Annotated in this window: 23 protein-coding genes and 1 pseudogene; 20 read left to right on the top strand and 4 right to left on the bottom strand. The window is 68.3% G+C overall.

What is annotated here, in order from left to right; genetic code table 11:
- Nucleotides 1-6: 6 nt before the first annotated feature.
- From LRS14_RS04530 to LRS14_RS04570, 9 genes and pseudogenes are all read left to right on the top strand, one after another.
- A complete protein-coding gene (locus LRS14_RS04530; RefSeq protein ID WP_220787802.1) occupies nucleotides 7-921 on the top strand; it encodes an anti-sigma factor in 915 nt (304 codons plus the stop codon).
- 151 nt (nucleotides 922-1072) lie between these two features.
- Nucleotides 1073-1996 carry an alpha/beta fold hydrolase gene (locus LRS14_RS04535; protein WP_133611089.1) on the top strand — a complete coding sequence of 308 codons (924 nt, stop codon included), beginning with the start codon at nucleotides 1073-1075 and terminating at the stop codon, nucleotides 1994-1996.
- A gap of 29 nt (nucleotides 1997-2025) precedes the next feature.
- Entirely contained in the window at nucleotides 2026-3429 is a 1404-nt protein-coding gene (locus LRS14_RS04540) for a YncE family protein (RefSeq protein ID WP_133611088.1), read from the top strand.
- Nucleotides 3426-3779: a DUF305 domain-containing protein gene (locus LRS14_RS04545; protein WP_133611087.1), complete on the top strand. Its 354-nt coding sequence runs from the start codon at nucleotides 3426-3428 to the stop codon at nucleotides 3777-3779. Before LRS14_RS04540 ends, LRS14_RS04545 begins: the two co-directional genes overlap by 4 nt.
- Nucleotides 3780-3849: 70 nt before the next feature.
- Nucleotides 3850-4383, top strand: a complete 534-nt coding sequence (locus tag LRS14_RS04550) for an RNA polymerase sigma factor (RefSeq protein WP_166643617.1) — start codon at nucleotides 3850-3852, stop codon at nucleotides 4381-4383.
- Entirely contained in the window at nucleotides 4380-5012 is a 633-nt protein-coding gene (locus LRS14_RS04555; protein ID WP_133611085.1) for a hypothetical protein, read from the top strand. Before LRS14_RS04550 ends, LRS14_RS04555 begins: the two co-directional genes overlap by 4 nt.
- Nucleotides 5009-6236, top strand: a pseudogene (locus tag LRS14_RS04560) (sulfite oxidase). The gene LRS14_RS04555 and the pseudogene LRS14_RS04560 overlap by 4 nt, the downstream one beginning before the upstream one ends.
- Nucleotides 6237-6238: 2 nt before the next feature.
- A complete protein-coding gene (locus tag LRS14_RS04565; protein WP_133611083.1) occupies nucleotides 6239-6607 on the top strand; it encodes a cytochrome c in 369 nt (122 codons plus the stop codon).
- A gap of 603 nt (nucleotides 6608-7210) precedes the next feature.
- Nucleotides 7211-7369, top strand: a complete 159-nt coding sequence (locus tag LRS14_RS04570; RefSeq protein WP_257798755.1) for an AlpA family transcriptional regulator — start codon at nucleotides 7211-7213, stop codon at nucleotides 7367-7369.
- An 86-nt stretch (nucleotides 7370-7455) separates the two neighbouring features.
- Here the strand turns inward: LRS14_RS04570 and LRS14_RS04575 are convergent, their stop codons facing one another.
- Together LRS14_RS04575 and LRS14_RS04580 are read right to left on the bottom strand one after the other, a co-directional pair.
- Nucleotides 7456-7773, bottom strand: coding sequence for a hypothetical protein (locus tag LRS14_RS04575; RefSeq protein WP_257798756.1), 318 nt, complete (start codon nucleotides 7771-7773; stop codon nucleotides 7456-7458).
- Nucleotides 7774-7834: 61 nt separating this feature from the next.
- Nucleotides 7835-9751 (bottom strand): ParB/RepB/Spo0J family partition protein, encoded by a 1917-nt coding sequence (locus LRS14_RS04580; RefSeq protein ID WP_257798757.1) that lies wholly within the window; start codon nucleotides 9749-9751, stop codon nucleotides 7835-7837.
- An 837-nt stretch (nucleotides 9752-10588) separates the two neighbouring features.
- Here LRS14_RS04580 and LRS14_RS04585 point away from each other — a divergent pair.
- Nucleotides 10589-11572, top strand: a complete 984-nt coding sequence (locus tag LRS14_RS04585) for an HTH-type transcriptional regulator ArgP (protein ID WP_257798758.1) — start codon at nucleotides 10589-10591, stop codon at nucleotides 11570-11572.
- Here LRS14_RS04585 and LRS14_RS04590 read toward each other — a convergent pair.
- Together LRS14_RS04590 and LRS14_RS04595 are read right to left on the bottom strand one after the other, a co-directional pair.
- Nucleotides 11522-12790, bottom strand: coding sequence for a hypothetical protein (locus LRS14_RS04590; protein WP_257798759.1), 1269 nt, complete (start codon nucleotides 12788-12790; stop codon nucleotides 11522-11524). The genes LRS14_RS04585 and LRS14_RS04590 overlap by 51 nt on opposite strands.
- Nucleotides 12787-13728, bottom strand: a complete 942-nt coding sequence (locus LRS14_RS04595; protein WP_257798760.1) for a fatty acid desaturase — start codon at nucleotides 13726-13728, stop codon at nucleotides 12787-12789. Before LRS14_RS04595 ends, LRS14_RS04590 begins: the two co-directional genes overlap by 4 nt.
- 257 nt (nucleotides 13729-13985) lie before the next feature.
- Between LRS14_RS04595 and LRS14_RS04600 the strand changes: the two genes are divergently transcribed.
- The 10 genes from LRS14_RS04600 (at nucleotide 13986) to LRS14_RS04645 (ending at nucleotide 22313) form a co-directional block, all read left to right on the top strand.
- On the top strand, nucleotides 13986-14393 hold the full coding sequence (locus tag LRS14_RS04600) for an ACT domain-containing protein (protein ID WP_257798761.1): 408 nt from the start codon (nucleotides 13986-13988) through the stop codon (nucleotides 14391-14393).
- 572 nt (nucleotides 14394-14965) lie between these two features.
- Nucleotides 14966-15745, top strand: a complete 780-nt coding sequence (locus tag LRS14_RS04605) for a LuxR C-terminal-related transcriptional regulator (protein WP_257798762.1) — start codon at nucleotides 14966-14968, stop codon at nucleotides 15743-15745.
- A gap of 130 nt (nucleotides 15746-15875) precedes the next feature.
- Nucleotides 15876-16445: a hypothetical protein gene (locus LRS14_RS04610; RefSeq protein ID WP_257798763.1), complete on the top strand. Its 570-nt coding sequence runs from the start codon at nucleotides 15876-15878 to the stop codon at nucleotides 16443-16445.
- 11 nt (nucleotides 16446-16456) lie between these two features.
- Complete coding sequence (locus LRS14_RS04615) at nucleotides 16457-16951, top strand: lytic transglycosylase domain-containing protein (protein ID WP_257798764.1); 495 nt, start codon at nucleotides 16457-16459, stop codon at nucleotides 16949-16951.
- A complete protein-coding gene (locus LRS14_RS04620) occupies nucleotides 16948-17238 on the top strand; it encodes a TrbC/VirB2 family protein (protein WP_257798765.1) in 291 nt (96 codons plus the stop codon). The genes LRS14_RS04615 and LRS14_RS04620 overlap by 4 nt, the downstream gene beginning before the upstream one ends.
- Nucleotides 17239-17252: 14 nt before the next feature.
- Nucleotides 17253-17585, top strand: a complete 333-nt coding sequence (locus LRS14_RS04625) for a type IV secretion system protein VirB3 (RefSeq protein WP_257798766.1) — start codon at nucleotides 17253-17255, stop codon at nucleotides 17583-17585.
- Entirely contained in the window at nucleotides 17569-20052 is a 2484-nt protein-coding gene (locus tag LRS14_RS04630; protein ID WP_404977530.1) for a VirB4 family type IV secretion/conjugal transfer ATPase, read from the top strand. The genes LRS14_RS04625 and LRS14_RS04630 overlap by 17 nt, the downstream gene beginning before the upstream one ends.
- A complete protein-coding gene (locus tag LRS14_RS04635) occupies nucleotides 20049-20465 on the top strand; it encodes a hypothetical protein (protein ID WP_257798768.1) in 417 nt (138 codons plus the stop codon). The genes LRS14_RS04630 and LRS14_RS04635 overlap by 4 nt, the downstream gene beginning before the upstream one ends.
- 15 nt (nucleotides 20466-20480) lie before the next feature.
- On the top strand, nucleotides 20481-21581 hold the full coding sequence (locus LRS14_RS04640) for a type IV secretion system protein (RefSeq protein WP_257798769.1): 1101 nt from the start codon (nucleotides 20481-20483) through the stop codon (nucleotides 21579-21581).
- A gap of 36 nt (nucleotides 21582-21617) precedes the next feature.
- Nucleotides 21618-22313 carry a type IV secretion system protein gene (locus LRS14_RS04645; protein ID WP_257798770.1) on the top strand — a complete coding sequence of 232 codons (696 nt, stop codon included), beginning with the start codon at nucleotides 21618-21620 and terminating at the stop codon, nucleotides 22311-22313.
- The last annotated feature ends 12 nt before the right edge of the window (nucleotides 22314-22325 follow it).

Below are 22325 nucleotides of genomic sequence, written 5' to 3' on the forward strand. Positions count from 1 at the left end.
CACCCTATGAGTACCGATCGCCCATCGCCGCCCACCCTCCCGCCCACCCCCCCGGTCACCGAGGCCGAGCTGCATGCGTTTGTCGATGGCCGTCTGCCCGCAGAGCGTGAGGCCGAGATCGCCGCCTACCTGGCCGCGCGCCCCGACGATGCGCAGCGCGTCGAGGCCTACCGTGCGCAGAAGCGCGAGCTGCACGCCCTGTTCGACCCCGTGCTGGACGAGCAGCCGCCGCAACGCCTGCTGAAGTCGGCGCGCCCGCGCGCCGTAGCTCCAACGCCCTGGTACCTGCAGCGCCTGGCCGCCGGGTTGGCCATTGCCGTCATGAGCGGCGCCACCGGTTGGGGGCTGCGCGGCGTCGGGCCCGGCGCCGGCGGTGACGATGCGGCGCGCATGGCGGCTGTGCAACCGGCTCCGGGTGGCCTGACCCTGGTGTCTGCCAGCGGCTTCGCGCAGCGCGCCGCCGTCGCGCACGCGGTCTACAGCCCCGATGCGCGCCGGCCCGTGGAAGTGGACGCCGCGCACGAAGACCAGCTCGTGGCCTGGCTGTCCAAGCGCATGGGCGCGCCGATGAAGCCGCCGCACCTGCAGTCGCAGGGCTACACGCTGGAGGGCGGACGCCTGCTGCCGGGTGGCCAGGGGCCGGTGGCGCAGTTCATGTACCGCAATGAACTCGGCAGCAAGCTGACGCTGTATGTGTCCAACGACGTCGCTGACGTGGGCAGCGCGGCCGGGCCGGGCGGGGCGCCCCAGCCGGGCGCGAAGAACGCCGACACGGCCTTCCGCTTTGCGCGCGAAGGCGCGGTCAATGTCTTCTACTGGGTTGACGGGCCTTTCGGCTACGCCTTGTCGTCAGACGCCGACCGCAGCGTGTTGGCGCAGGTGTCGGCCGCGGTTTACCAGCAGCTGGGCGCCCGGCGCTGATGGCCGCGGACGGGCCGGTGTGGCACTTCTTTTAGTCGGCAGTGGAATCAAACGGCGCGCGGCGCGCTCTTGGTCCACACGTCCACACGTCCACACGTCCTACCGGCGCAGGCTGGCAGGCGCCCGAACCCAGCCCGCCACCGGAGACGCCATGCCCACCCTTGCCCTGCCCTTGAGCTTGATGCTCAGTCTGACGCTGGCCCTGGCCGGCTGCCAGACGCCGACACCTGCAGTACCCGCATCTGCACCGCCCGTCGAGAAGCAGGTGCGCGTCAACGACACCGACATCCGCTACATCGAACAAGGCCAGGGCGTGCCGGTGGTCTTCGTGCACGGCTCGATGAGCGACCAGCGCGTGTGGGACGCCTACCGCCCGCAAGTGGCGGCGCGCTACCGTTACATCGCCGTCAACCAGCGCTACTTCGGCGTGCAGCCATGGGACGACAGCGGTGCGCGCTTCTCGCAGCCCATGCACGCCGCTGACCTGGCAGCCTTCATCCAGAGTTTGGGCGCCGGCCCGGTGCACGTCGTGGCCTGGTCCTACGGTGGCTCGGTGGCCACGCTGGCGGCCAGCCAGCACCCCGAGCTGTTCCGCAGCCTGACCCTGCATGAGCCCACCATCGGCAGCCTGATCACCGGCACGCCCGAGGGCAAGGCCGCCATCGCGGCCTTCGGCGGCGAGGTCGGCCGCATCCGCACCGTCGCCAACGGCGGTGACACGCCAGCGGCGATGCGCCAGTTCTGGGAATTCGTGCTGAAGCTGCCGCCGGGCGGCTTCGACGCCGAGCCCGTGGCGCTGCAGCGCATGGTGCTGGACAACCAGCGCACCGTGCCGCTGACCCTGAACGCGCCGCCACAGCCCATCAGTTGCGAGATGGTGGGTGCCATCCGCGCACCGGCGCTGGTGACCGTGGGCGCCGACACGCGGCCCTTGTGGGCGCTGTCCGCTGCCGCCTGGCAGCGCTGCGCCGCCCAGGCCGAGCTGGCCACCATTCCGAACAGCAACCACGACGCCGTCGTGCGTTCACCGCAGGCCTTCGCCGCGCTGCTGATGCCTTTCCTGGCGCGGCATTGACCGCTCCCCACTCCACATCGAAAGCACCCATGACCACCCAACGCCGCGACATCCTCAAGTACTCGCTCGCCGCTGCTGCAGCCAGCGCGCTGCCCGCAGTGCAAGCCCAGGTACCAGCCGCACCCGGCACCGGATCCGGTACCGCAGCCGGCCCCGGCATCGACCCGCGCGACCGCGTCTTCATCACCAACGAAGACTCCAACACGCTCGTCGTCATCGATCCCAAGACCAACACCGTCGAGAGCACGATCAACCTGACCAGCTTCGACGAAGACCCGCGGCCGCCGTTCCGCTACGTCACCGCCGGCGTGGCGCCCACGCACGCGGCGATGATCCACAAGCCGCTGTACCACGGCTGCATCGACGCCCACGGCGCCGTGCCGTCGCCCGACGGCCGGCTGCTGGCCACCAGCGGGCGCGGCTCCAGCAACATCTACCTCATCGACGCCGAGCAGCGCCGCGTGATCGGCAACACGCCCAACCCGGCCGCCGGCCCGACGACCAACCCCGAGCGCCTGAGCAGCGGCCTGCTGCTGGGCCGCGAGCCGCACGAGCCCACCTTCACGCGCAACGGAAAGGAGCTCTGGGTCACGCTGCGCGGTGAAGACCGCATTGCCATCCTCGACGTCGACCGCGCCGTGCGCCAGTTGAAGGGCGCCGACGGCGCGGGCTCGACGGCCGTCCGCCAGCTCCTGCCGACGCTCAACGGCCCGGCCCAGGTGTGGTTCAACCGCGAAGGCACGCTGGCTTTCGTGGCCAGCCAGAAGGTGTCGCAGGTCGACGTGTTCCGCGTCAACGCGGGCGCCGATGGCCGCAGCCAGCCGCAGCGCGTGACCACGCTGGACATCAGCGCCCAGGACAAGCCCGGCTTCACACCCTTCATGAAGACCACGTCCGATGGCGCCGAGGTGTGGTTCTCGCACAAGCTGGCCGATGCGCTGTCGTGCCGCTCGACGCAGGGCGGCTTCGATCTTGTCGACAGCGTGCCACTGGGCATGGGCGCGCGGCCCAACCACGTCGAGTTCGTCAGCAACGCGCGCGGCAGCGTGGTCTACGCCAGCCTGGCGCGCATCGACGACGGCGGCCCTGGCGGCGTGGCATCCAGCCCCATCGCCATCATCGACCGCAGCGCCGCGGGCGGCCAGCGCAAGGTGGTGGGCACCTTCTTCAGCCACGGCCGCGAATCGCACGGGCTGTGGACCAACCCCGAGAACACGCTTCTCTACGTGGCGCACGAACAGGACGAACTGCCCGGCACGCCCAACGCCGGCCAAACGGTGTGCAGCGCTTTCGACGTGAGCGACCCGTTCAAGCCGGCCTTCATCGCGCAGATTCCGCTGGGTAACCTGGCCCTGCCTTCGGGCGCATTGCGCAACAAGAAGAGCATCAACCTTGTCTACGTGCGCGTGGGTGCGAAGGGCCAGACCGCATGAAAGGCATGAAGGGCAGCCGCGCACAGCTTGGAGTCAATGCCTTCCAGCGCGAGATGGACGAATCCATGGCGCGCATGATGCAAGACATGCACGGCCCGGGCTACGTGGGCCAGGCCGACATCGACTTCCTGGCGATGATGATTCCGCACCACGCCGGCGCCGTCGACATGGCGCGGCTGGTGCTGCAGCACGGCCGCGACCCGGCCACGCGTCAACTGGCGGAGGAGATCATCGCCGGGCAGACCATCGAGATCGAAAGCATGACGCGGCGGCTGGCGGCTTTGCGCAAGCCGTCCGGCACGGGTTCGGCGGCCGAATTCCCCTCGCTGGGCGGCACGCGGGGGCCTTGATTGCTGGGCTCAAGGTAAGCACTGACGATGGCCGTGGAATGAACAGCAGCGCCGGTCGCTCTTGATCACCATGCTCTTGCAGTCTGCCGAGTCCCGCTACAACGCCTGGGTGCGGGACCACTACCGCTTTTTGCTTCGCAGCGCCTGGGCGCTGACCGGCTCGCGCGCGATCGCCGAAGACGTGGTGCAGGACTGTTTTGCCAACGCATGGAAACACCGCGAGCAGTTGCGGGATGGGGCGTTGGCACGGGCCTGGCTGTTCCAGATCATGCGCCGCGCCGCCTTCCGCCAGGCGGTGCCCAGCATGCAGTCGCTGGACGATGAAGAGCAGCCCGAGCAGACCGCGCCTGACGCCGGCTTGGACGACAAGCTCGATGTCGTCAAGGCACTCGCACGGCTGGCGCCCATTCACCGCGAAGTGCTGGTGCTGTTCTATTTCGACGACATGCCGACTGCGCAGATGGCCGAGGCGCTGGAGATCGCGCCGGGCACCGTGCTGTCGCGCCTGGCCCGTGCGCGCGACGCGCTGAAGCAGGTGATGGGCGTGCCCGTGCGGGCGACCAGCGGCGGCCAGGTCACGCCGTTGAGGAAGATCCAGACATGACGCCCGAATTCCGACCCCCCGAGTTCCCCGACAGTGACTTCGACCTGCGCGCACGCGCCGAGCTCGCGCTGGCTTATCCCGCCGACGCCGCCCCGGCGCACCTGTTCCGCAAGGCGCAGCCACTTCTGGCGCGGCGCAGCTTCCAGCGCGCTGTCCTGGGCCTGCTGCTGGCCGGCAGCGGCACTGGCGCCGTGTTGGCCATGCGCCCGCCCGAACTCGTGCGCGGCGCCATCGAGCACGAATACTTCGAGCGCACATTGCGCGGCACCTTTATGGACAGCGCGCCCTTGCTTCAGCACCTGGGGCTAGGTGGCAAGCAAGTCGTGCCGGGCTTTCCGCAGCTGATGCGGCCTTGCGACATCGACGGCCACCTCGTCTACCACCTCACCACCTTCTTCGAGAAGGGCGGCATGGTCACCGTGTTCGCCTTCGACAAGGCGGTGGCGCTGACGGAGGGCAGCGGCTGGTGGGGCAACGTGCACTGGAAAGTCATCACCTCGCGCGACGGCAAGCCGCTGGTGCTGGTGGCGCAGAAGAAGCAGGCCCTGGCCGTGGCGCAAAGCCAGTTCGGTCCAGCCACCGACATGTCCCCACCGAATTCCACACCGACCCCCAAGGAGACCCGATGAACAAGACCTTGAACTCGCTGCCGCGGCGCCAGATGCTGGCCGGCAGCGCCAGCGCCCTGGCCGCGGCCGGCCTGGCCACTTTCACGCGCGGTGCCGCCGCGGCTGGCGAAACCCCAGTGGCCAGCGCCACGCCCAAGCCGCTGCCCGCCTACGTGGCGTGGAAAGACCCGGCCAGCGTCATCGTGCACAGCAGCACCACCATCGAGACCAAGCGCGCAGCCTTCGGCAGCGGGGTCATCACGCCGGCCGAGCAGCTCTACATCCGCAACAACCTGCCGGCGCCCGACGCGTCCATCGTCGCCGACCGCGACGCCTGGCAGGTGGCCATCGAAGGCGTGAAGGCGCCGCGCATGCTGAGCGCTGCGCGAGCTGAAGACGATGGGCGTGGAGACGACCGCGATGGTGCTGCAGTGCTCGGGCAATGGTCGCGGCTACTTCCCCAGCAAGCCCAGTGGCACACCCTGGCAGGTGGGCGCGGCGGGTTGCGTGATGTGGACCGGCGTTCCGGTGCGCGTGGTGGCCGAAGCGCTGGGCGGCGTCGTGCCGGGCGCCGGTTACCTGACCGGCACCGGCGGCGAGAAGCTGCCCGAAGGCCTGGACCCGCTGAGCATCATCGTCGAGCGCTCGGTGCCGGCCGCCGCGATGGCCGACGCGCTGCTGGCCTGGGAGATGAACGGCGTGCCGATCTCGCTGGCCCACGGCGGGCCGCTGCGCCTGATCGTGCCCGGCTACACCGGCGTGAACAACATCAAGTACATCAAGCGCCTGGCCTTCACGGCCAAGGAAACCGAGGCGAAGATCATGTCGCACGGCTACCGCATCTCGCCGCCGGGCGGCAAGGGCGAACCCAGCCAGCCGTCGGTGCAGGAGATGACGGTCAAGTCGTGGATCAACTCGCCCGCACCCGACGCAGCTGGCGTGAGGGCCGGCCTGGTGCAGGTGCAAGGCGTGGCCTTCGGCGGGCTGAACGGCATCAAGCGCGTCGAGGTGTCGCTGGACGGCGGCAAGACCTGGAACGACGCGCGGCTCACCGGGCCCGACCTTGGCCGCTATGCCTGGCGCCAGTTCGTGCTGCCGGCCAGGCTGCCGGCCGGCAGCCACACGCTGGCCAGCCGCGCCACCGACACGGCAGGCAACGTGCAGCCCGAACAGCGGATGGAAAACGCCGGCGGCTACAACAACACGAGCTGGGCCGACCACGCCGTGAAAGTGACGGTGGCCTGATCATGCGCAGCACCATCCAGCAGCGCTTCATGTTGCATGCAATGAGGGTCGCGTCGGTGCTCGTCGCCGGCTTGGCGCTGCCCGTTCTACCCGCGCTGGCGGCCGACGACAGGGCGCAACTCGCGCTAGGGAAGAAGCTGTTCCTGCAAGGCGTCGTCCCGTCGTGCGCCGTTTGCCACACCTTGCAGGCCGCGGGCGCCGAGGGCGCCGTCGGCCCGGTGCTGGACGAGTTGAAGCCCGACGCTGCGCGCGTGGCGAAGGCGCTGCGCAACGGGCTGGGCCAGATGCCTTCGTACAAGGACAAGCTCACCGATGCAGAGATTGAGGCTCTGTCGCTGTATGTGTCGAAGGCCAGCGGGGGTGCCAAGTGAGACTTCAGGTGGGTGGAATCTGTGGTGCATCCCCACCGATAAAGGCTCGTCCGCGCGGGCCGCAAGACGCTGACTGGCACCGAAACGCAGGGCATCTTCATCGGTCGCCGCCGTCGGCAGCGACTGCTTCTCAACTCCTCGACAGACTGGATTGGGTCGAGCTCAGTCTGTCGCGCGTCGTGGAAGCAGTCGTTCGGCCGCGGGTATGCCCGCAGCCTCAGCTGTGCGGCCGGTCTGGAGCGGCCAGCGGTCATCGGCGATCTCGGCCTGCGAGTGGCCGCTCTCGGCCTAAGCCGCCGCTCGACCTCCGGACTTGGCCGGCTGCAGTCAGTCTCAAGCTGCTGGTCGCGTGGCGAAGTGCAAGGGTGGCCAATGGCCGCTCACGTAAGCCCACGGCCACGCGCGACGACAGTCGCCTGCAGCTAGATCCGCGTTCCCCCTGCTGCAGTCGCGCTGCTCCAGCCGCAGCGGCAACGAGTTCGCACCACGGCATGGCGCGCGCCGGTCAAGGCTGGTACCCCATCGCAAGAACTTCGGCGCAATCTTGCTGGAGGCGGCGCGACGGCGTGCTGGATCATTGGCCGAGACGAAGAGGAGTCCATCATGGCCGGAGCCGATCCGCGTGCCGCGCGCAGACCTCTTGATTCGACGGAAGCATGTGCCCTGCTGCGCCTGCCAAAGGTACTGCAGCTCACCGGGCTCAAGAAGACCACGCTCTACGGCCTGATGCGCCGCAATGGCTTCCCCGGCCGGTCCAACTGACCGATCGTCTGGTGGCCTGGCGAAGCGCAGATGTCGCGGTCTGGGCACAAGGGCGCGAGACCAAGTAGGCCAGCAACGCTGTCGACCTACTGCCAAGAAGCAAGGTTCACCGCCAGCTTGAGCGAATAGCCGAACAGAAGCACGACGACAAGCCAACGCCCCCACCGCCAGGTGGTGAAGTGGTACCGGTGGTTCTGAAGCACAGCCCGGAGTGCACGCCGCACCGCGGCGACGCCGCACCAGGCCAGCGCGCACTGGCCCGCCAGGCCGAGCGGCACCGAAAGCCCGAGCAGCCACACCGCCCATGCGGCCGGCCAGGCAACAGCATCGAAAAGCGCGAGCACCTGCCGCCCCGGCCAGACCTGGGCGTCGGGCGGCGGCGCGCGCGCAAAGATCACCCACATGATCCACCTCCTCTGCGGGCAGGCGTTCGCCCACGCCCGCCCGCGCTCGCACGCTCGTCAGCTACGCGCAGACGACTGCCTTCAGCGGCTCCGGCAACCACCCCTTGCCGGCCAGCTTCGTAGCCGCCAGGTTGGCCAGTTCGCCCTTCTTCATGCCAGACGCAGCCGATGCGTCCGACCCGGCACCGCCCTCCTTCAGCGCCTGGGCGATCTGGGCCTTCGACACGTGGTTCAGGAAAGCCTCCGGCGTCGGCTCCCACCACTGCCGCATGTCCAGGCCCGCGAGCCGCTCCAGCCCGCCGGCCGCACTGGCCGGTCCGGTCGGTACTAGCGCGAGGCGCGCTGCACACAGGCCCAGCAGCTCGAGCAGTTCCGGCTGAGGGAGCGCTGCGAGCCAGTCCAGCCATCCGCTCTCGGCGTGCGGAAGCCGCTCGAGCCACACAGCGCGGCGGGCCTCGAGGTCGGTCCATGCCCGACCGGCGGGCAGGTCGTCCGCGGCGCGCAGCAGCTCATGCCGCGGCGGGCGAGCCGTGATCTGCAACGCAGACCGCGCCTCCAGGCCGAAGCGGTCGAACACCTGCAGCGCCAACGCGTGTGTCAGCGCCACCAGGGGCGCATGGGCGTCCCGCGCCAGCACGGCCTGCAGCGCCGCGGTGCGATGCGCGGCAAGTCGGCGCAGCAGCGTCTCGCTGAACGGCGCGCGCGGCTCGGCAGACTCGGTCGTTGCCGGTTCGTGGCTTCCCGACTCGGCGGCCTGCTCCCGGGCGGTCCGGCTTCGCGCCTCCGCCTTCGTCGCCTGCCGGTCCTCCGGGCGGAGCAGCCCACGGATGATCTCGGTAGAGCCATCGCGACCCACGGTGACGATCACACCGGCGCGGGCCTTGTCCTGGTCACGCCAGACCTGGCGCGCCACCTGGATGGCCTTGCGCCGCGCCTCGATGTCCTGCTCTTCCAGGTCGATGCGCTCGCCATCGCTGGGCGTCCAGGTGTCGTTGTCGTCGAGGGCCTGTTGCTCGGCGTCCAGTTCCTTCGAGCGCTGATCGAGTTCGGCCAAGGCCTTCTTCTGCTCAGCGCTCGGCGCGCGCACGCCTGGCTCGCACCGCGAGAACGCACGCAGCGCGGCCGAATCCAGTTCGATGCGGGCCTCCACCCAGGCCCAGCCCTCGCCGCGCACCGCCTGCGCCTCGGCATCCAGCTTCTCGCCGGCCAGGCGCCGCAGCAGCTCCGGATCGCAGATCCAGCACGACTGGTCACTGTCGAACAGGTCGCGGCGCACGGCCCCGCCTGCTGCCTCGTACGCCTCGATCCCGACGAAGCGTGCCAGCGCGCTCTGGTGGGCCAGCACCTCGCCCTCCGTCAGGCGCTTGCGCAGCGCGGCGGGCGTCCGCTCCCAGGGTTGCGCGTCGAACCACGCGCGCTCCTGCGCCGCATGGTCACTGCTCAGGCACAGCGCCATCAGCTGGTCGAGGTTAGCGCCGTCCTCGCGGTACAGCGCCAGCAGCTTCGGCGACAGCGCCGCCAGCTTGAGCCGGCGCTGCACCACGACCGGCGACACGCCAAAGCGCGCCGCCACGTCCTCGATGCCTCGGCCTTGCTGGACGAGCGCATGGAACGCGTCGAACTCGTCGGCCGGGTGCATGGCCTCGCGCCCGCTGTTCTCGGCGAGGCTGATCTCGACGGCGTGGTCGGCGCTGACCAGCTCGCACAGCACCTCGTGCCCTGCCGCCAGCGCCTTGCGCTCCTGCAGCAGCACCAGCGCTCGTCGCCGCCGCTCGCCGGCCACGACGCCGAACTTGGTCTGCTGGCGCTTGCCGCGGCCGACCACCTGCTCGGTGACGATCAGGTTCTGCAGCAGCCCCTGCGAGGCGATCAGCGCCGCCAGTTCCTCGACCTGGCCGGCCGAGTAGCGACGCACGTTGTACGGCGAGGGCATCAGGTCCTCGACTTTGATCAACAGCATTTCCTTCGTGTGCTTCATGTCGGACTCCATGAGTGGTTGAGACGATCCGGGACGACGCGCCCGCCTCACGGCGGCACGCCCGCATGCCAGCGGCCTCCATGTCTGGCCCGTATGGCAACTTTCCGTAATCGCCCAGGTGCTCGCACTGCGTTCCCTTTCGCTCCGCGTGACAGCGGTGTCAAACCTGCCTTCCAGCCCCCTGCCCTAATTTCCGAGGGAGCCGTTCGTGGCTCTTGGTCCCTCGGAGAAAGCCAGGCTGTCGAGCTGGTGCCTGCCCCGCATTCGTCGGTCGCCGTGCGGCACCGAGAGCGCCGCAATCAAGCGCGGCTGCAAGGGGACCGGGGCGTTAATGGAGGGGACCCGCGCCAGCGGGGCGCAGGCCGTTCATGCCCCGCACGCCCCTTGTGGCCGTGCGTGCGGCGCTACGGTCCGCAATCAAGGCGAGCGGCGAGGCGGGCCACCGGCCTGCGCAAGCGATCGAGGGACACGGGCAAGCGCAGGCCAAATGGCCGGAGCGAAGACCGCCAATCCCGCGCGTGCGAACGCGCGCGCCGATCAGCCTGCATTCACGATTTGTCACGTAACGCCTGTGGACAACTCGACCGCTGCAGCGCATCAATAGCGACTTGCACGAAGCCGCCGCCGAAGCGGTCCAACGAGCACCCGCAGTCCGATGTGTCTCGCTTGGAAAAACTGGCTCTGCGCTTGAACAGTGACGACGAAAGTCGAACTGGACTGGCAGCGCAGCACCGGCATCGACGCAGATCGTCTCCAGCGCCCACGGCACCGGGATCACCGTTCCTCCGGCAGCGACCGGGTATCCGTCTCGCGCGCCGCCCGACAGGAGATCGCGCCATGCTGGACAGAGATCAACTGGAGACGTTTGCCACCGTCGCCGAGCAGCAGAGCTTCGAGCGCGCGGCGGCAGTACTCAACGTGACCCGCGGTGCCGTGTCGCAGCGGATCAAGGCGCTGGAGGAGTCGCTGGCGACCATCCTGCTGCTGCGCGACAAGCCCGTCATGCCGACGCACGCCGGCGAAGCGCTGCTGCGCCACGTGAAGGCACTGAGGCTGCTCGAAGCGTCGTCGCTCCGCGAACTGTCCACCGGGACGGATCACGATGGTCCCGTTCCGCTGTCCATCGCCGTGAACGCCGATTCGCTGGCCACCTGGTTCCTGCCGCTGCTGCGCGAGCTCTTCGCCAGGCGACTGGTCGCGCTCGAGGTCGTCACCGACGACCAGGACCACACCTCCAGCCGCCTGCTGCGTGGCGAGGTGGTCGGCTGCATCTCCACCGATGCCAAGGCCGCCGCGGGCTTCCTCGCCAAGCCGCTCGGCGCGATGGAGTACCGCTGCTACGCCACGCCCGGTTTCATCGCGGAGTTCCTGGCCGATGGCCTGACCGTCCGCAACGTCCTGCGGGCGCCAGCGGTCCTCTTCAACCGCAAGGATGCGCTGCATGACGAGTTCCTGCAGCGCCGCTTCGGCATGCGAGTCGACCGCTATCCCCGCCACTACCTACCCTCCCCGTCGGCCCTGCTCGAAGGCATCGCCATGGGCGCAGGCTACGGACTGGTCCCGTCGACGCAGGCCCAGGGCCTGGTCCAGGAAGGCGTACTGCAGGAGCTGGCGCGTGACGATCCGGTGAAGGTCGATCTGTATTGGCATCACTGGGAAATGGAGCCGCCGATTGCGCGCGAGATCACCGAGCTGATCGTCGGCCGCGCAGAACAGTGCCTCATCCAGCCGCGTCAACTCCGGAAGGTGTCGCGTCGGCGGGCGCTGGCCCTACTGCCGTCGCACCGTCCGGTAGCCGGGCTCTCCGTGCCGTCGATGTAGTGCCACACGCGCCAAGGCGGCCGACGCCAAGCCGACGAGGAGCGCGATCAGTTCGACGTTCGGGATGGACCACCCTGCCCACGTCGGGACGAAGGCGGCGACGGCACCGACGAATCCCGCCGCAATCGACCAGGTCTCGTCCACTGAGTCCCCGTCCTTGCCGCGCAGCAGGCCGAAGAGGCTGACGCCGACGCTCGCGATGTAGACGACGTTCACCGACACCATCGTGTCGACAATGGGCAGCCCGGTGGCCGTCAGCGACGCGGCCACGGCGATTGCGATGGCGGCCAGGACGATCGGTGATGTAGACGCGCGGCGCGGCCGGGCCGCCTCAAGCGCTGACACCATCGCGCGGAGCACCGCGGCACCCGAGCCAAGCGCCGCCATGCCGAGGACTCCGAGCATCACCGGGCCAGCAGCTGCCGCGAGCGTCGCCGCAGCCAGCGACAGCGCCTGCGGCACGACCTGCTTGGCATCCGCGACCCCGGGCCACGACGGCTGAACGACTGCCGACAGCACGACCGCAGGCGGCAGGAAGGCCAGCAGCAACAGGCCGGCGCCGGCCAGCAGGCATCCCCGGATGGCAGCGCCGGGCCCACGGGCCGCGAGCGCGAACTGGTGATAGTCCGCGCCCGTGCAGACGAGCAGCCCGACTCCGATGGCGATCGTGAACGCCTGGGCCGCGCCGAGCGACGGCAAGGCATGCGCGAACGCAGGCAGCGAGGCGGCGTAGAGCTCGACGCCGCCGCTGCGCACAAGCGCGTAGAGCAGGACGATCGCGCTCGCCGCGAGGCACCCGGCGAAGACCAGGGACGCTGCACGCAACTCGAACCGCGATGCCGCGAAGATGAGGGCGATGGCGACGGCATGGGCCGCCACCGGGCCCGCACCGAGCAGCCGCAACACGGCCACGGCACCTTGGATCTGCGCGGCCAGCACCCCCGCCATCCAGACGATCGAGAGCAGCGCGACCAGGCGTCGCACGCGATCCCCGGACCGGTCTCCGAGCAGGTCCCAGACGGCGCGACCGGCCAGCCACAGCCTGCCGGCGAAAACCGCCATCGCGATCATCCCCAGCCCGGTGGCGACCCCGTAGATCGCCCCGGCCATGCCGTAGCGCAGGGCGTACTCTCCCGACCCGAACAGGAACCCGATGCCGTAGCTTGCCGAGACGAGCAGCGCTGCCACCTGCAGCGCCCCGAGCGTCCGGGTGGTCACCGGGCCAGGCTCCGCTGCCACGCACCTACCGCGGGCCCCGGCTCTGCGAAGTAGGCCTCGCAGACCTGGGCGCGTTCCTGGTACTCCGGCAGCGTCGAAAAGAGGCGCTGCGCCTCGGGCAGCCGGTAGTAGGGAACGGCCGGCAGCAGATGGTGGGTCAGGTGGTAGGCGTTGTTCCGGGGATGGAACAGCACCGACCAGAGTCCAGCCGCCTTGATGTCGCGCGTAAAGCAGAACACGCCGCCGGGAGATAGGCCGTGGTGGTCGCACATTTCCCGGAAGGTCGTGATCACGTGGAATGCCGTGGCACGCGCGGCCAGCCACAGGACGAGCATCACCGCGGCTGGCCCGACCCCAGCAGCCAAGACGAGCACTGCCACGAGCACGACCCACCAGGCGAGGATGTACAGCCGTCCTCCCATCGGAACGGCCGGATCGAGCAGGTGCCCGAAGGTGGACCCGAGGACGGCACGCAGCGACAGCGTGTTCGCGGCCACGGCCGCAACCCAGGACTTCGCCTTTGCTGCCGGGATCGGGATCAGGTCGGGATCGGCGTCCTGCGCGCCGAGGTCCAGGTGATGGCTGAAATGCAGCTCGCGATAGTGCGCCAGGCTCGCGAAGAGAAGCGGAGCAATCAGCGCCCGGGTCACCAGATCGTTCAGTAGGCGGTTGCGCGTCAGGTTGCGGTGCGCAGCGTCATGCAGGATGTTGCCCAGCGCCCGCTGTCGGTTGCCGAGGACCAGCAGCGCGATCGGCGCGGCCCAGGGCTCCTGGAGCGCCAGCAGGAGCGCCGCGCCGATGGCAGTGATGTCCACGGTGACGTCCCAGGCGGGGCGCCACCCTTGCAGCTTCAGCAGCGGCAGGTGCGGGTTGCCGGCGCGACGCAGTGAATGCCGGAGCAGTGCGATGTCGGATAGCACTTGCGAGCGGGTGGCCATGGCAGACCTCCTTGCACGCGGCTGTCGGACTGGATGGTCCCGGCCCGTCCTCGACACGATCGTCCCAGCCGCGCTCTCAAGGTACCAAGTGACCGCGACGGATGATCGCGGTTTAGGAACTTTCGCCCCGCGTCAGCAGCGCTAAACCAGGTGTCGGTTGATGCCCCGACGGCCCGCTCGGATCAGGGTGCCTGCAACGGTCCGGGATGCCCATAATCTTCGGTGGGGTGGAGTAAGGCAGACTGGAGGGGATGGGAATGACCGCCGTTCGTAACCTGCACGACCTGTGCAGACAGATGACACCGAGCATCGCCGACGGGGTGTTCGTCTACTGCACCTTCAGCGACTTCCGCCTCCCCCAGGGGCTTGAGCCGATCTGCACCTTCCGTGAGTCCGAAGGACTGACGGCCATCGTCGGCAAGTCGCAGGCCGAAGCGGCCGGCGTGCCCCATACCTTCCCCTGTCGACTCATCACCCTCGCGGTGCATTCGTCCCTCGATGCGGTCGGGTTCCTGGCCTGCATCACCGACCGGCTGGCGCAGGCGGGCGTCGCCTGCAATGCCGTCGCAGCCTTTCACCACGACCACCTCTTCGTACCTGAGGCTCGTGCCGCGGAGACACTGGAGATCCTCCACGGACTCGCGGCTGAAGCGCGCTTCGAATGACCTCCGCAAGGGTCCCAGCGATCGTCATTTAGCGAATCTGACGCTGCCTCAAATTTGCGCACTTCGCGCGCGATGCGTTGACACGCCCTGCCCGCGCTTTCTAGGCTGACCTCCCGGCACCTTCTCGCACGTCCCCGGCCATCGGGACAACGCGTTACCTGATGCCGGATGACACGGGAGTGCAGCCATGTCCACATCTCCGTCATCGCGTCACGGCGTCCATGTAAGCGGCCTGCCTCGCACAAGAGATCGAGGGCGACACGCCACCAACGGCGAGCGCGCTGGGGTCCGCTCGCGCAGTGCTGCACAGCCAACCGCGCCTTCCCACACATTGACCAGCGGGGATGCGCAGGTTCGCGCTACCTGGGCCGGCACTCTCGGTCGCTGTGAACTGACCGTGAGACGCGAGCCGCCCGACCTCCAGGTCCGGCAGCGCACGATGCTGAAAGCGGGCGGCGTACTCGACGAGATCTTCGTCCTTCACTCGGTCGCCGAGTTCGATCGCTGGCATTCAGTGTCCCCGACCAAGTTCGAGCACCCGGTGGCACACGACGAGCTCCGGAGGTTTGCGCATGCAAACTTATCTGCCTGAAACCCTTGGGCACGAGGTGTCAGCCCGGTCTACCACGGCGGCGGCCGAGCTATGCGAGCTTGCCGACTCGCTGGTCGTTGCTGAAGAGGCAAGCGCCATTGCCGTACTGGAGCTGGCGTCGCGTGTCGGGGGTGCCGACGCTGCACTGTTCGTCTGGGTCGTGCCCGGACACAAAGAGCAGTTGTGGTTTCGTTCGCTCGCGGCGCTGGATCACCGCTGGGGCGCGAGCGTGCTGCGGCGGCTGCATGAAGGCCCCTGCAACTGGCTGGCACACGCGGCGCGTTCCAGCGAGCCACTGCTCGTGCGCGAGTCGGCAGACACCCACGCCGATGGCACCGCAGCCGCCGCAGCCTCCGCAGCCACCTCAGGCGACTCCAGCATCCGAGCTGCATGGCTCGTTCCGGCGCCCTCTCCGCAGTCATCCGATGCGTTGGGGCTGTTGATCCTGGCAAGCACCGACGAGGCGAGACTCGACGTCACGCGGGCAGTGCTGCCGGTGTACCGAGCGCTGGCATTGGCACTCGCCGAGTGGTTCCAGCGCCGTGGCCGCGAAGAGCTTGTTCAACGCGCGCACCTGACAGATCGCGACCTTGAGCTTTTGCGCCACGAGCAGATGGGCCACGGCTCCAAACGCATCGCCGCGGCCTTGCAGGCGGAGCCCAAGACGATCGACTGCCGATTCCATCGGCTCAACGTCCGACTGGGCGTGGCAAATCGACGCGACGCTGTGCGCCTTTGCCAGCGATACGGGCTGCTTTGACCTGGGATCCACGCGCAAGAAAGTCGCGCAAATCACGCTGTAGCGCGTCGTGGATTCGCTCCTAGAGTGGGCTCACTGAAAGGTCAAGGACGTCCGGATACGTCCTCACTGACTTCCGAGGAGTCTCGCCATGAATGACCTGCCGTCCAATCGCCTTGCCGACTCGCCCGTCCGGTTCTCTATGCGGAAGCGCGACGCCGTGATGTTGGCTCTCGCAGTGGCCATGTGCGGCGCCATCACACCACGGGAAGCGCGCGCCGTCGACGGCTGCCTCGTCCTGCTGTGCTTCGCGGCACCGAGCTGGCGCTCCATCCCACAGTGCGTGCCGCCGATCAAGCAAGTGCTGCGTGACCTGGCGCGCGGCAAGTCGTTCCCGACCTGCAGCATGGCCGGTGGCGGCAACTCCGCGAGCCATGCGTGGGCCAGCGCGCCCAGCTACTGCCCGCCGCAGTACACCCGGGTGTTCGACGGCGAGAGCGGGCCGATCTATTCCTGCGACTACAGCGGCGCCGTTTCCGTCTCGATCAACGGTGGGCCCTTCGCCCGCACCTGGTGGACGATGGCCGGCGACACAGTGACCGAGTTCAGTCCGGCCGCCAAGGCGCAACTGGGCACCTGGGACACGCGCTTCGACGATGACTACGCCGCATGGCTCGCCTCGCTGCCTCCTCCGGCTCCGATCGCCGAGTCCGGCTACTGAGGCAGCGCACCATGGATGCGTCCGTCTTCCTCGCGCTGGTGCTGGCCTGTGCGCCCCAGGTGCACGCGGAAACGGCGTGGGCCCTGGTCAGCGTCGAGAGCGCCTTCAACCCGTGGGCGATCGGCGTGGTCGGCGGTGCGCTCGTGCGCCAGCCGCGGCACCGGGCCGAGGCCCTTGCCACGGCCCGGGCGCTGCGGGATGCCGGCTGGAACTTCAGCGTCGGCCTTGGGCAGATCAACGTCGGCAACTTCAATCGGCTCGGTCTGACCGTGGAATCTGCCTTCGAGCCCTGCGCCAACCTGACCGCCATGCAGTCCGTGCTCGGCGAGTGCTTCGACCGCGCGAGCGCATCCACGTCGAGTGCCGCGGATCAGATGGCCCTGCGGCAGGCCCTGTCCTGCTACTACAGCGGCAACTTCGCCACCGGCTTCCGCCACGGCTACGTGCGCAAGGTCGTGGTCGCCGCACGTGCCGTTCCCACCGCCCAACCGAAGGAGCAGCTATGAGAACCCTCGCATCGATCCGGCGCGCCGCGCCGACCCTAGCCGCCTTGGCGCTGGCCCTGCTGTCGCAGGCGGTCCTCGCCCAGGGCTTCGACAAGATCAACACCACGGTCACGAACGTCAACACCATCCTGGTGACGATCTCGATCGCGGTGGTCACGATCGCGATCATCTGGGCCGGCTTCAAGATGATCTTCCAGGGCGCCCGCCTGGCCGATGTCGCCAACGTGCTGATCGGCGGCACCCTGGTTGGCGGCGCCGCGGCCTTCGCCAGCTACATCGTGACCTGACCGGCGGTACGACCATGCAAGGCGAAGCCATCTACAAGGGCGCCACGCGCCCAGCCATGAAGCTGGGCATTCCGCTGGTGCCGCTGGTGGTGCTGTTCGGCACCGGCATGCTGCTGATCATGTGGGGCGGCACCCTGGTGAGCTGGTGGATCGCCCTCGGCGTGGTCGTGGCCTTCGTACCCGCACTGCTGTGGATGCGCTTCGTCACCTCCAAGGACGACCAGCGCTTCCGCCAGATGTTCGTCGCCATGAAGCTGCGCCTGCACGACCGCAACCGCCGTTTCTGGCACGCGCGCAGCTACGCGCCCACCCTCTACCGGGGAGCCCGCGATGCTTGGCATGTCTAAGCCCAACGGCGCCGACACACGGTCTGGCCGTAGCAGCTTCAGGCCCCGGCACTGGACGCAGGCCCAGGCGGAGAACCCGCTGGCCCGTTTCGTCCCGTTCTCGTCGCTGGTCAGCCCACACGATGTGATCACGCGCGGTGGCGACTACCTGCGCGTCTGGCGGCTCGATGGCGTGGCCTTCGAGTGCGCCGACGAGCACCAGATCGGCGAGCGGCACGAGGCGCTGTGCAGCCTGCTGCGCAACCTGGCCGGCGGCCAGTGGGCGGTGTGGACCCACCGCCTGCACCGTGTCGTCAGCGACAGCCTGCAGGATCCAGCGCAGCCCGGCTTCGCGCGTGACTTGTCGCAGGCCTACCAGGCCAAGCTGGGCGAGCGCCGGATGATGAGCAACGAGCTCTACCTGACGCTCGTCTACCGGCCCAACGTCTCCCGCGTGAGCCGTGCCTTGCAGTCGACGCAGCGCACCCGTGCAGCCATCGCCGAAGCCCAGGCCGAAGCCCTGCGCGTGATGGAAGAGCGTACGGCCCTGGTCGGCCGTGTGCTGCGCGGCTTCGGCCCCGAACTGCTTGGGACGCGCGAGCACCATGGCCGGACCTACTCCGAGGTGGCCGAGTTCCTCGGCTACATGGTCAACGGCTGCTGGCGGCCGATCCCGATGACGGCGGGGCCGCTGTACCGCACGCTTCCGACAGCACGCCTGTCCTTCGGCGGCGACAAGCTCGAACTGCGCCAGGGCGACCAGCGCCGCTACGCGGCGCTCGTCGACATCAAGGAGTACGCCGACGCAGTCGAGCCCGGCATCCTGAACGCGCTGCTCTACGAAGCCAGCGAATTCATCGAGACACAGAGCTTCTCGATCCTGCCCCGTCGCGAGGCAATGCGCGCCCTCGAACTGCAGCGCGACCAGCTGATCGCAAGCGATGACGTGGTGGCCAGCCAGGTTGCCGAGATGGACGTGGCGCTGAACGAGCTCGGCGACGGCCAGTTCTGCATGGGCGAGTACCACTACAGCCTGGTGGTCTTCGGCGAGGACGTGGCCGATGCCGGCCGACGCGCGGCGCAGGCCATCGGTGCCGTCGGCGAGGCCTCCAGCCTGCAGATGTCTCCTGTGGACCTGGTGGCCGATGCCGCCTGGTTTGCCCAGATGCCGGGCAACTGGCAGTGGCGGCCCCGGGATGCCAAGCTCAGCTCGCGCGCCTTCGCGGCCCTGTCCAGCGGGCACAACTTCGCCCGCGGCAAGCGCGATGGCAACCCCTGGGGCGAGGCGCTGGCCCTGTTGCGCACGCCTTCGGGCCAGCCGTTTTACCTGAACCTGCACAGCAGCCCGGAGGGCGAAGACTCGGCCGACAAGAAGCTGCCGGGCAACACGCTGATCATCGGCTCGACCGGCGTCGGCAAGACGACGCTGGAGATGTTCCTGCTGACGCTGACGCGCAAGTGGGACCCGGCGCCTCGTTTGGTGCTGTTCGACCTGGACCGCGGCTGCGAGATCGCGATCCGCGCCCTGGGTGGCCGCTACTTCACCTTGGAGGCCGGCAAGCCCACCGGCTGCAACCCGCTGCAGCGCGAGCCGACACCGGCGCGCATCCAGTTCTGGGAGCAGCTGATCCGCACCTGCATCGCCACGCCTGCCATGCCGCTGCTGCCGGCCGACGAACGCGCCATCGCCGATGCCGTCAAGGCAGTGGCGATGATGCCGGCGCCGCTGCGCCGCTTCTCGACCGTGCGGCAGAACCTGCCCAAGGCAGGCGAGAACAGCCTCTTCGAGCGGCTGGGTCGGTGGTGCCAGGGCGGCGCGCTCGGCTGGGTCTTCGACCAGGCCGATGACCGCCTGCTCGACCTGCATGCGGCCAATGTCATCGGCTTCGACACCACCGAGTTCCTCGACCTGCCGGAGGTCCGCACGCCGGTGATGATGTACCTGCTGCAGGTGATGGAAGAGCTCGTCAACGGCGAGCGGCTGATCTACGTGATCTCGGAGTTCTGGAAGGCGCTGGACCACGAGATCTTCAGCGACTTCGCCAAGCAGAAGCAGAAGACGATCCGCAAGCAGAACGGCCTGGGAATCTTCGACACCCAGAGCCCGTCCGACGTGCTGCGCCATCCCATCGGCCGCACGATGATCGAACAGAGCGTGACCAAGATCTTCCTGGCCAACCCGGAGGCGGTGCGCGAGGAGTACGTCGAGGGCTTCGGCCTGACGCAGGCCGAGTTCGACATCGTCCGCAGCCTCGGCGCGCAGGGCGGCCGGCGCTTCCTGGTCAAGCAGGGTCACGCGAGTGCGATCTGCGAGTTGGACCTCGCCGGGCTCGAGGATTTCATCACCGTGCTCTCGGCCACCACCGACAACGTGGCCCTGCTCGATGCCGTGCGCGAACGGCATGGCAACGATCCGTTTCAATGGCTTCCGGTTCTCCTTCGTGAGGTTCACGATCGCAGGTTTCGCACCTCCAGGAGAGCCGCATGAAAGCTGTTCGTCATCTCCTCGCGCTGGTCGCGCTGGCACTCGCCGCCACCACCGCCAGCGCCCAGTTCGTGAAGGGCAACGAGGCCGTCAAGGTAATGCCTGATGGCTCCAAGAAGGTGGAGACGCCACCCTTGATTGGCACCAGAGCGGCGCCATGCGCTGCCGCCGCTGGGTGCCACCCGGGACCGTGGCACATGGTCGAAACCACTGCTGGATTGCGCGAGTGCACCGAGCCATTCGCACGTCCGACGACTTGTCGCGAATCGACTTACGGGAATCAGAAGCTGTCGCGTCTGTGGATCGCAAAGAAAGGGGCGACGTGGCTGTGGTGCCAATACCCCGACATGTCGGGAAAGTGCGTTGACATGAATGCACGGCCGCCGTTGAACCTGCCAGTGTCGGCAGTCCAGTAGAGGCAGGAGCTCACCATGTTCAACTGGGTCGGTTCGCAGTTCGACGCAGTGCTCAGCACTTACGTTCTGAGCGTCGTGTCCTCGCTCATGACCGCGATTGCCCCGGTTGCATTGAGTGCAATGACGATGTGGGTTGCGCTCTACGGGTGGGCGGTGCTTCGCAATGAGGTTTCTGAGACGCTGCCGACCTTCATGTGGAAGGTCTTCAAGATCGGTCTGGTGCTGGCGTTCGCCTTGCAGTCCGGGTTCTACATCAGCAACGTCGCCGACACCGCGAATTCCCTAGCGATGGGCGTTGCGTCGACGTTCGTTCCGTCAGCTGTTGATCCGGCAACCGTGGCAACGCCATATGCCTTGCTGGACAAGTTCAACGACGACGCCAGCACGCAGGTCGCAGACATCATGAAAGAGGCGAACATGTTCCGGCTCGACCTCGTGCTCGCCGCCGTGATCTTCTCGATCGGTTCGGTGGTCTTCCTCTGCATCTCGCTCTTCGTCGTGACGCTCTCGAAGCTCTTCCTGACGTTCGTCATCGCCATCGGGCCGCTGTTCATTCTCTGCCTCGCCTGGAGGCCGACCGCGCGGTTCTTTGACAGTTGGCTTTCTATGGTCCTCAACGCCGTCGTGCTGACCTGGTTCGCGTTCTTTGCGCTCGGACTGAGCGCATTCATGGGAAATCAGATGTTCCTGGCCATCCAGAGTGGCGGGGGCTTCCTCGGAGCGACGTTCAACGTCCTGGGCGAGGCCACGCGCTACTGCGTCCTGATGATCCTCATGGCCATCATCTGCTTCCAGGCCCCGAGCCTCGCCTCCGCACTCACGGGCGGCGCCGCGGTCCAGCAGGGGATCCAGATGATCCAGAACGCCATGATGGTCTCGGGCCTGCGCTCGGCATCGTCCGCACGAGGGGCTGGTGCCGCGGGCGCGGCCGGCGGTGTCGTTCGGGCAGGAGCCGGCCTGCCCTACGCGGCGGGTCAGGCCACGGTCGCCGCAGCCGCGGCGACCGGTCGCGCCGCAGGAGCCGCGGCCGCCGGCGCCGGCGCCGTGGTCCGCCAGGGATACGGCGCGGTGCGAACCGCTGCCTACAAGCTCGCTGCATTGCGCGGTCGGGCATGAACTTCAACCAGCGTCAACCAGCACAGGAGCGAAACCATGCACACACGACTCAAGGTCGCTGCCGCTGTCCTCATCGGCTTCGGCGCCAACGGCGCCAGCGCGCAGGGCATCCCGGTCATCGATGTTGCCAACCTGGTCCAGACGATCCAGCAGGTGCTCGATGGCATCACGCAGATCAACAACCAGGTCCAGCAGATCAACCAGCTGCAAAGCCAGATCAACAGCATCAACGGCATCCGCAACCTGGGTAACGTGTTCAACAACCCGCTGCTGAAGAACTACGTGCCGGCCGAGGCCTATACCTACGTAAACGCGATCAACACCTCCGGCTACTCCGGCCTGAACGCCACGGCCAAGGCGCTGCGCGACGTGGGCATGGTCTACAACTGCATGGACCTCGCCGGCGACGCCCGCACCAGCTGCCAGGCGGCTCTGGCGCAGCCGTACCAGCAAAAAGGCCTGCTGCAGGACGCGATGAAGTCGGCCGCGGGGCGCCTCTCGCAGATCCAGTCGCTGATGGGCCAGATCAACGCCACCACGGACCAGAAGGCGGTGCAGGAGGTCCAGGCCCGTATCGGCGCCGAGAACGCGTTGCTGGCGCACGAGATGTCGCAGGTGCAGATGCTGCAGGGCATGGCCGACAGCGAGGAGCGCATCGCCCGGTCGCGGGAGCGCGAGCGCCAGTACCAGATGCTCACGCGCACTGGGAAGGTGGCCGATTACTTGCCCTAACGCCTATTCCTT

The sequence above is a fragment of the Aquincola sp. J276 genome, assembly GCF_024700035.1.
GTDB lineage: Bacteria > Pseudomonadota > Gammaproteobacteria > Burkholderiales > Burkholderiaceae_C > Aquincola > Aquincola tertiaricarbonis.

What these genes read in the sequence shown, in the direction of transcription:
- LRS14_RS04530 (WP_220787802.1), top strand. Translation starts at nt 7, where the DNA reads ATGAGTACCGATCGCCCATCGCCGCCCACCCTCCCGCCCACCCCCCCG.
- LRS14_RS04535 (WP_133611089.1), top strand. Translation starts at nt 1,073, where the DNA reads ATGCCCACCCTTGCCCTGCCCTTGAGCTTGATGCTCAGTCTGACGCTG.
- LRS14_RS04540 (WP_133611088.1), top strand. Translation starts at nt 2,026, where the DNA reads ATGACCACCCAACGCCGCGACATCCTCAAGTACTCGCTCGCCGCTGCT.
- LRS14_RS04545 (WP_133611087.1), top strand. Translation starts at nt 3,426, where the DNA reads ATGAAAGGCATGAAGGGCAGCCGCGCACAGCTTGGAGTCAATGCCTTC.
- LRS14_RS04550 (WP_166643617.1), top strand. Translation starts at nt 3,850, where the DNA reads ATGCTCTTGCAGTCTGCCGAGTCCCGCTACAACGCCTGGGTGCGGGAC.
- LRS14_RS04555 (WP_133611085.1), top strand. Translation starts at nt 4,380, where the DNA reads ATGACGCCCGAATTCCGACCCCCCGAGTTCCCCGACAGTGACTTCGAC.
- LRS14_RS04565 (WP_133611083.1), top strand. Translation starts at nt 6,239, where the DNA reads ATGCGCAGCACCATCCAGCAGCGCTTCATGTTGCATGCAATGAGGGTC.
- LRS14_RS04570 (WP_257798755.1), top strand. Translation starts at nt 7,211, where the DNA reads ATGGCCGGAGCCGATCCGCGTGCCGCGCGCAGACCTCTTGATTCGACG.
- LRS14_RS04575 (WP_257798756.1), bottom strand. Translation starts at nt 7,773, where the DNA reads ATGTGGGTGATCTTTGCGCGCGCGCCGCCGCCCGACGCCCAGGTCTGG.
- LRS14_RS04580 (WP_257798757.1), bottom strand. Translation starts at nt 9,751, where the DNA reads ATGAAGCACACGAAGGAAATGCTGTTGATCAAAGTCGAGGACCTGATG.
- LRS14_RS04585 (WP_257798758.1), top strand. Translation starts at nt 10,589, where the DNA reads ATGCTGGACAGAGATCAACTGGAGACGTTTGCCACCGTCGCCGAGCAG.
- LRS14_RS04595 (WP_257798760.1), bottom strand. Translation starts at nt 13,728, where the DNA reads ATGGCCACCCGCTCGCAAGTGCTATCCGACATCGCACTGCTCCGGCAT.
- LRS14_RS04600 (WP_257798761.1), top strand. Translation starts at nt 13,986, where the DNA reads ATGACCGCCGTTCGTAACCTGCACGACCTGTGCAGACAGATGACACCG.
- LRS14_RS04605 (WP_257798762.1), top strand. Translation starts at nt 14,966, where the DNA reads ATGCAAACTTATCTGCCTGAAACCCTTGGGCACGAGGTGTCAGCCCGG.
- LRS14_RS04610 (WP_257798763.1), top strand. Translation starts at nt 15,876, where the DNA reads ATGAATGACCTGCCGTCCAATCGCCTTGCCGACTCGCCCGTCCGGTTC.
- LRS14_RS04615 (WP_257798764.1), top strand. Translation starts at nt 16,457, where the DNA reads ATGGATGCGTCCGTCTTCCTCGCGCTGGTGCTGGCCTGTGCGCCCCAG.
- LRS14_RS04620 (WP_257798765.1), top strand. Translation starts at nt 16,948, where the DNA reads ATGAGAACCCTCGCATCGATCCGGCGCGCCGCGCCGACCCTAGCCGCC.
- LRS14_RS04625 (WP_257798766.1), top strand. Translation starts at nt 17,253, where the DNA reads ATGCAAGGCGAAGCCATCTACAAGGGCGCCACGCGCCCAGCCATGAAG.
- LRS14_RS04630 (WP_404977530.1), top strand. Translation starts at nt 17,569, where the DNA reads ATGCTTGGCATGTCTAAGCCCAACGGCGCCGACACACGGTCTGGCCGT.
- LRS14_RS04635 (WP_257798768.1), top strand. Translation starts at nt 20,049, where the DNA reads ATGAAAGCTGTTCGTCATCTCCTCGCGCTGGTCGCGCTGGCACTCGCC.
- LRS14_RS04640 (WP_257798769.1), top strand. Translation starts at nt 20,481, where the DNA reads ATGTTCAACTGGGTCGGTTCGCAGTTCGACGCAGTGCTCAGCACTTAC.
- LRS14_RS04645 (WP_257798770.1), top strand. Translation starts at nt 21,618, where the DNA reads ATGCACACACGACTCAAGGTCGCTGCCGCTGTCCTCATCGGCTTCGGC.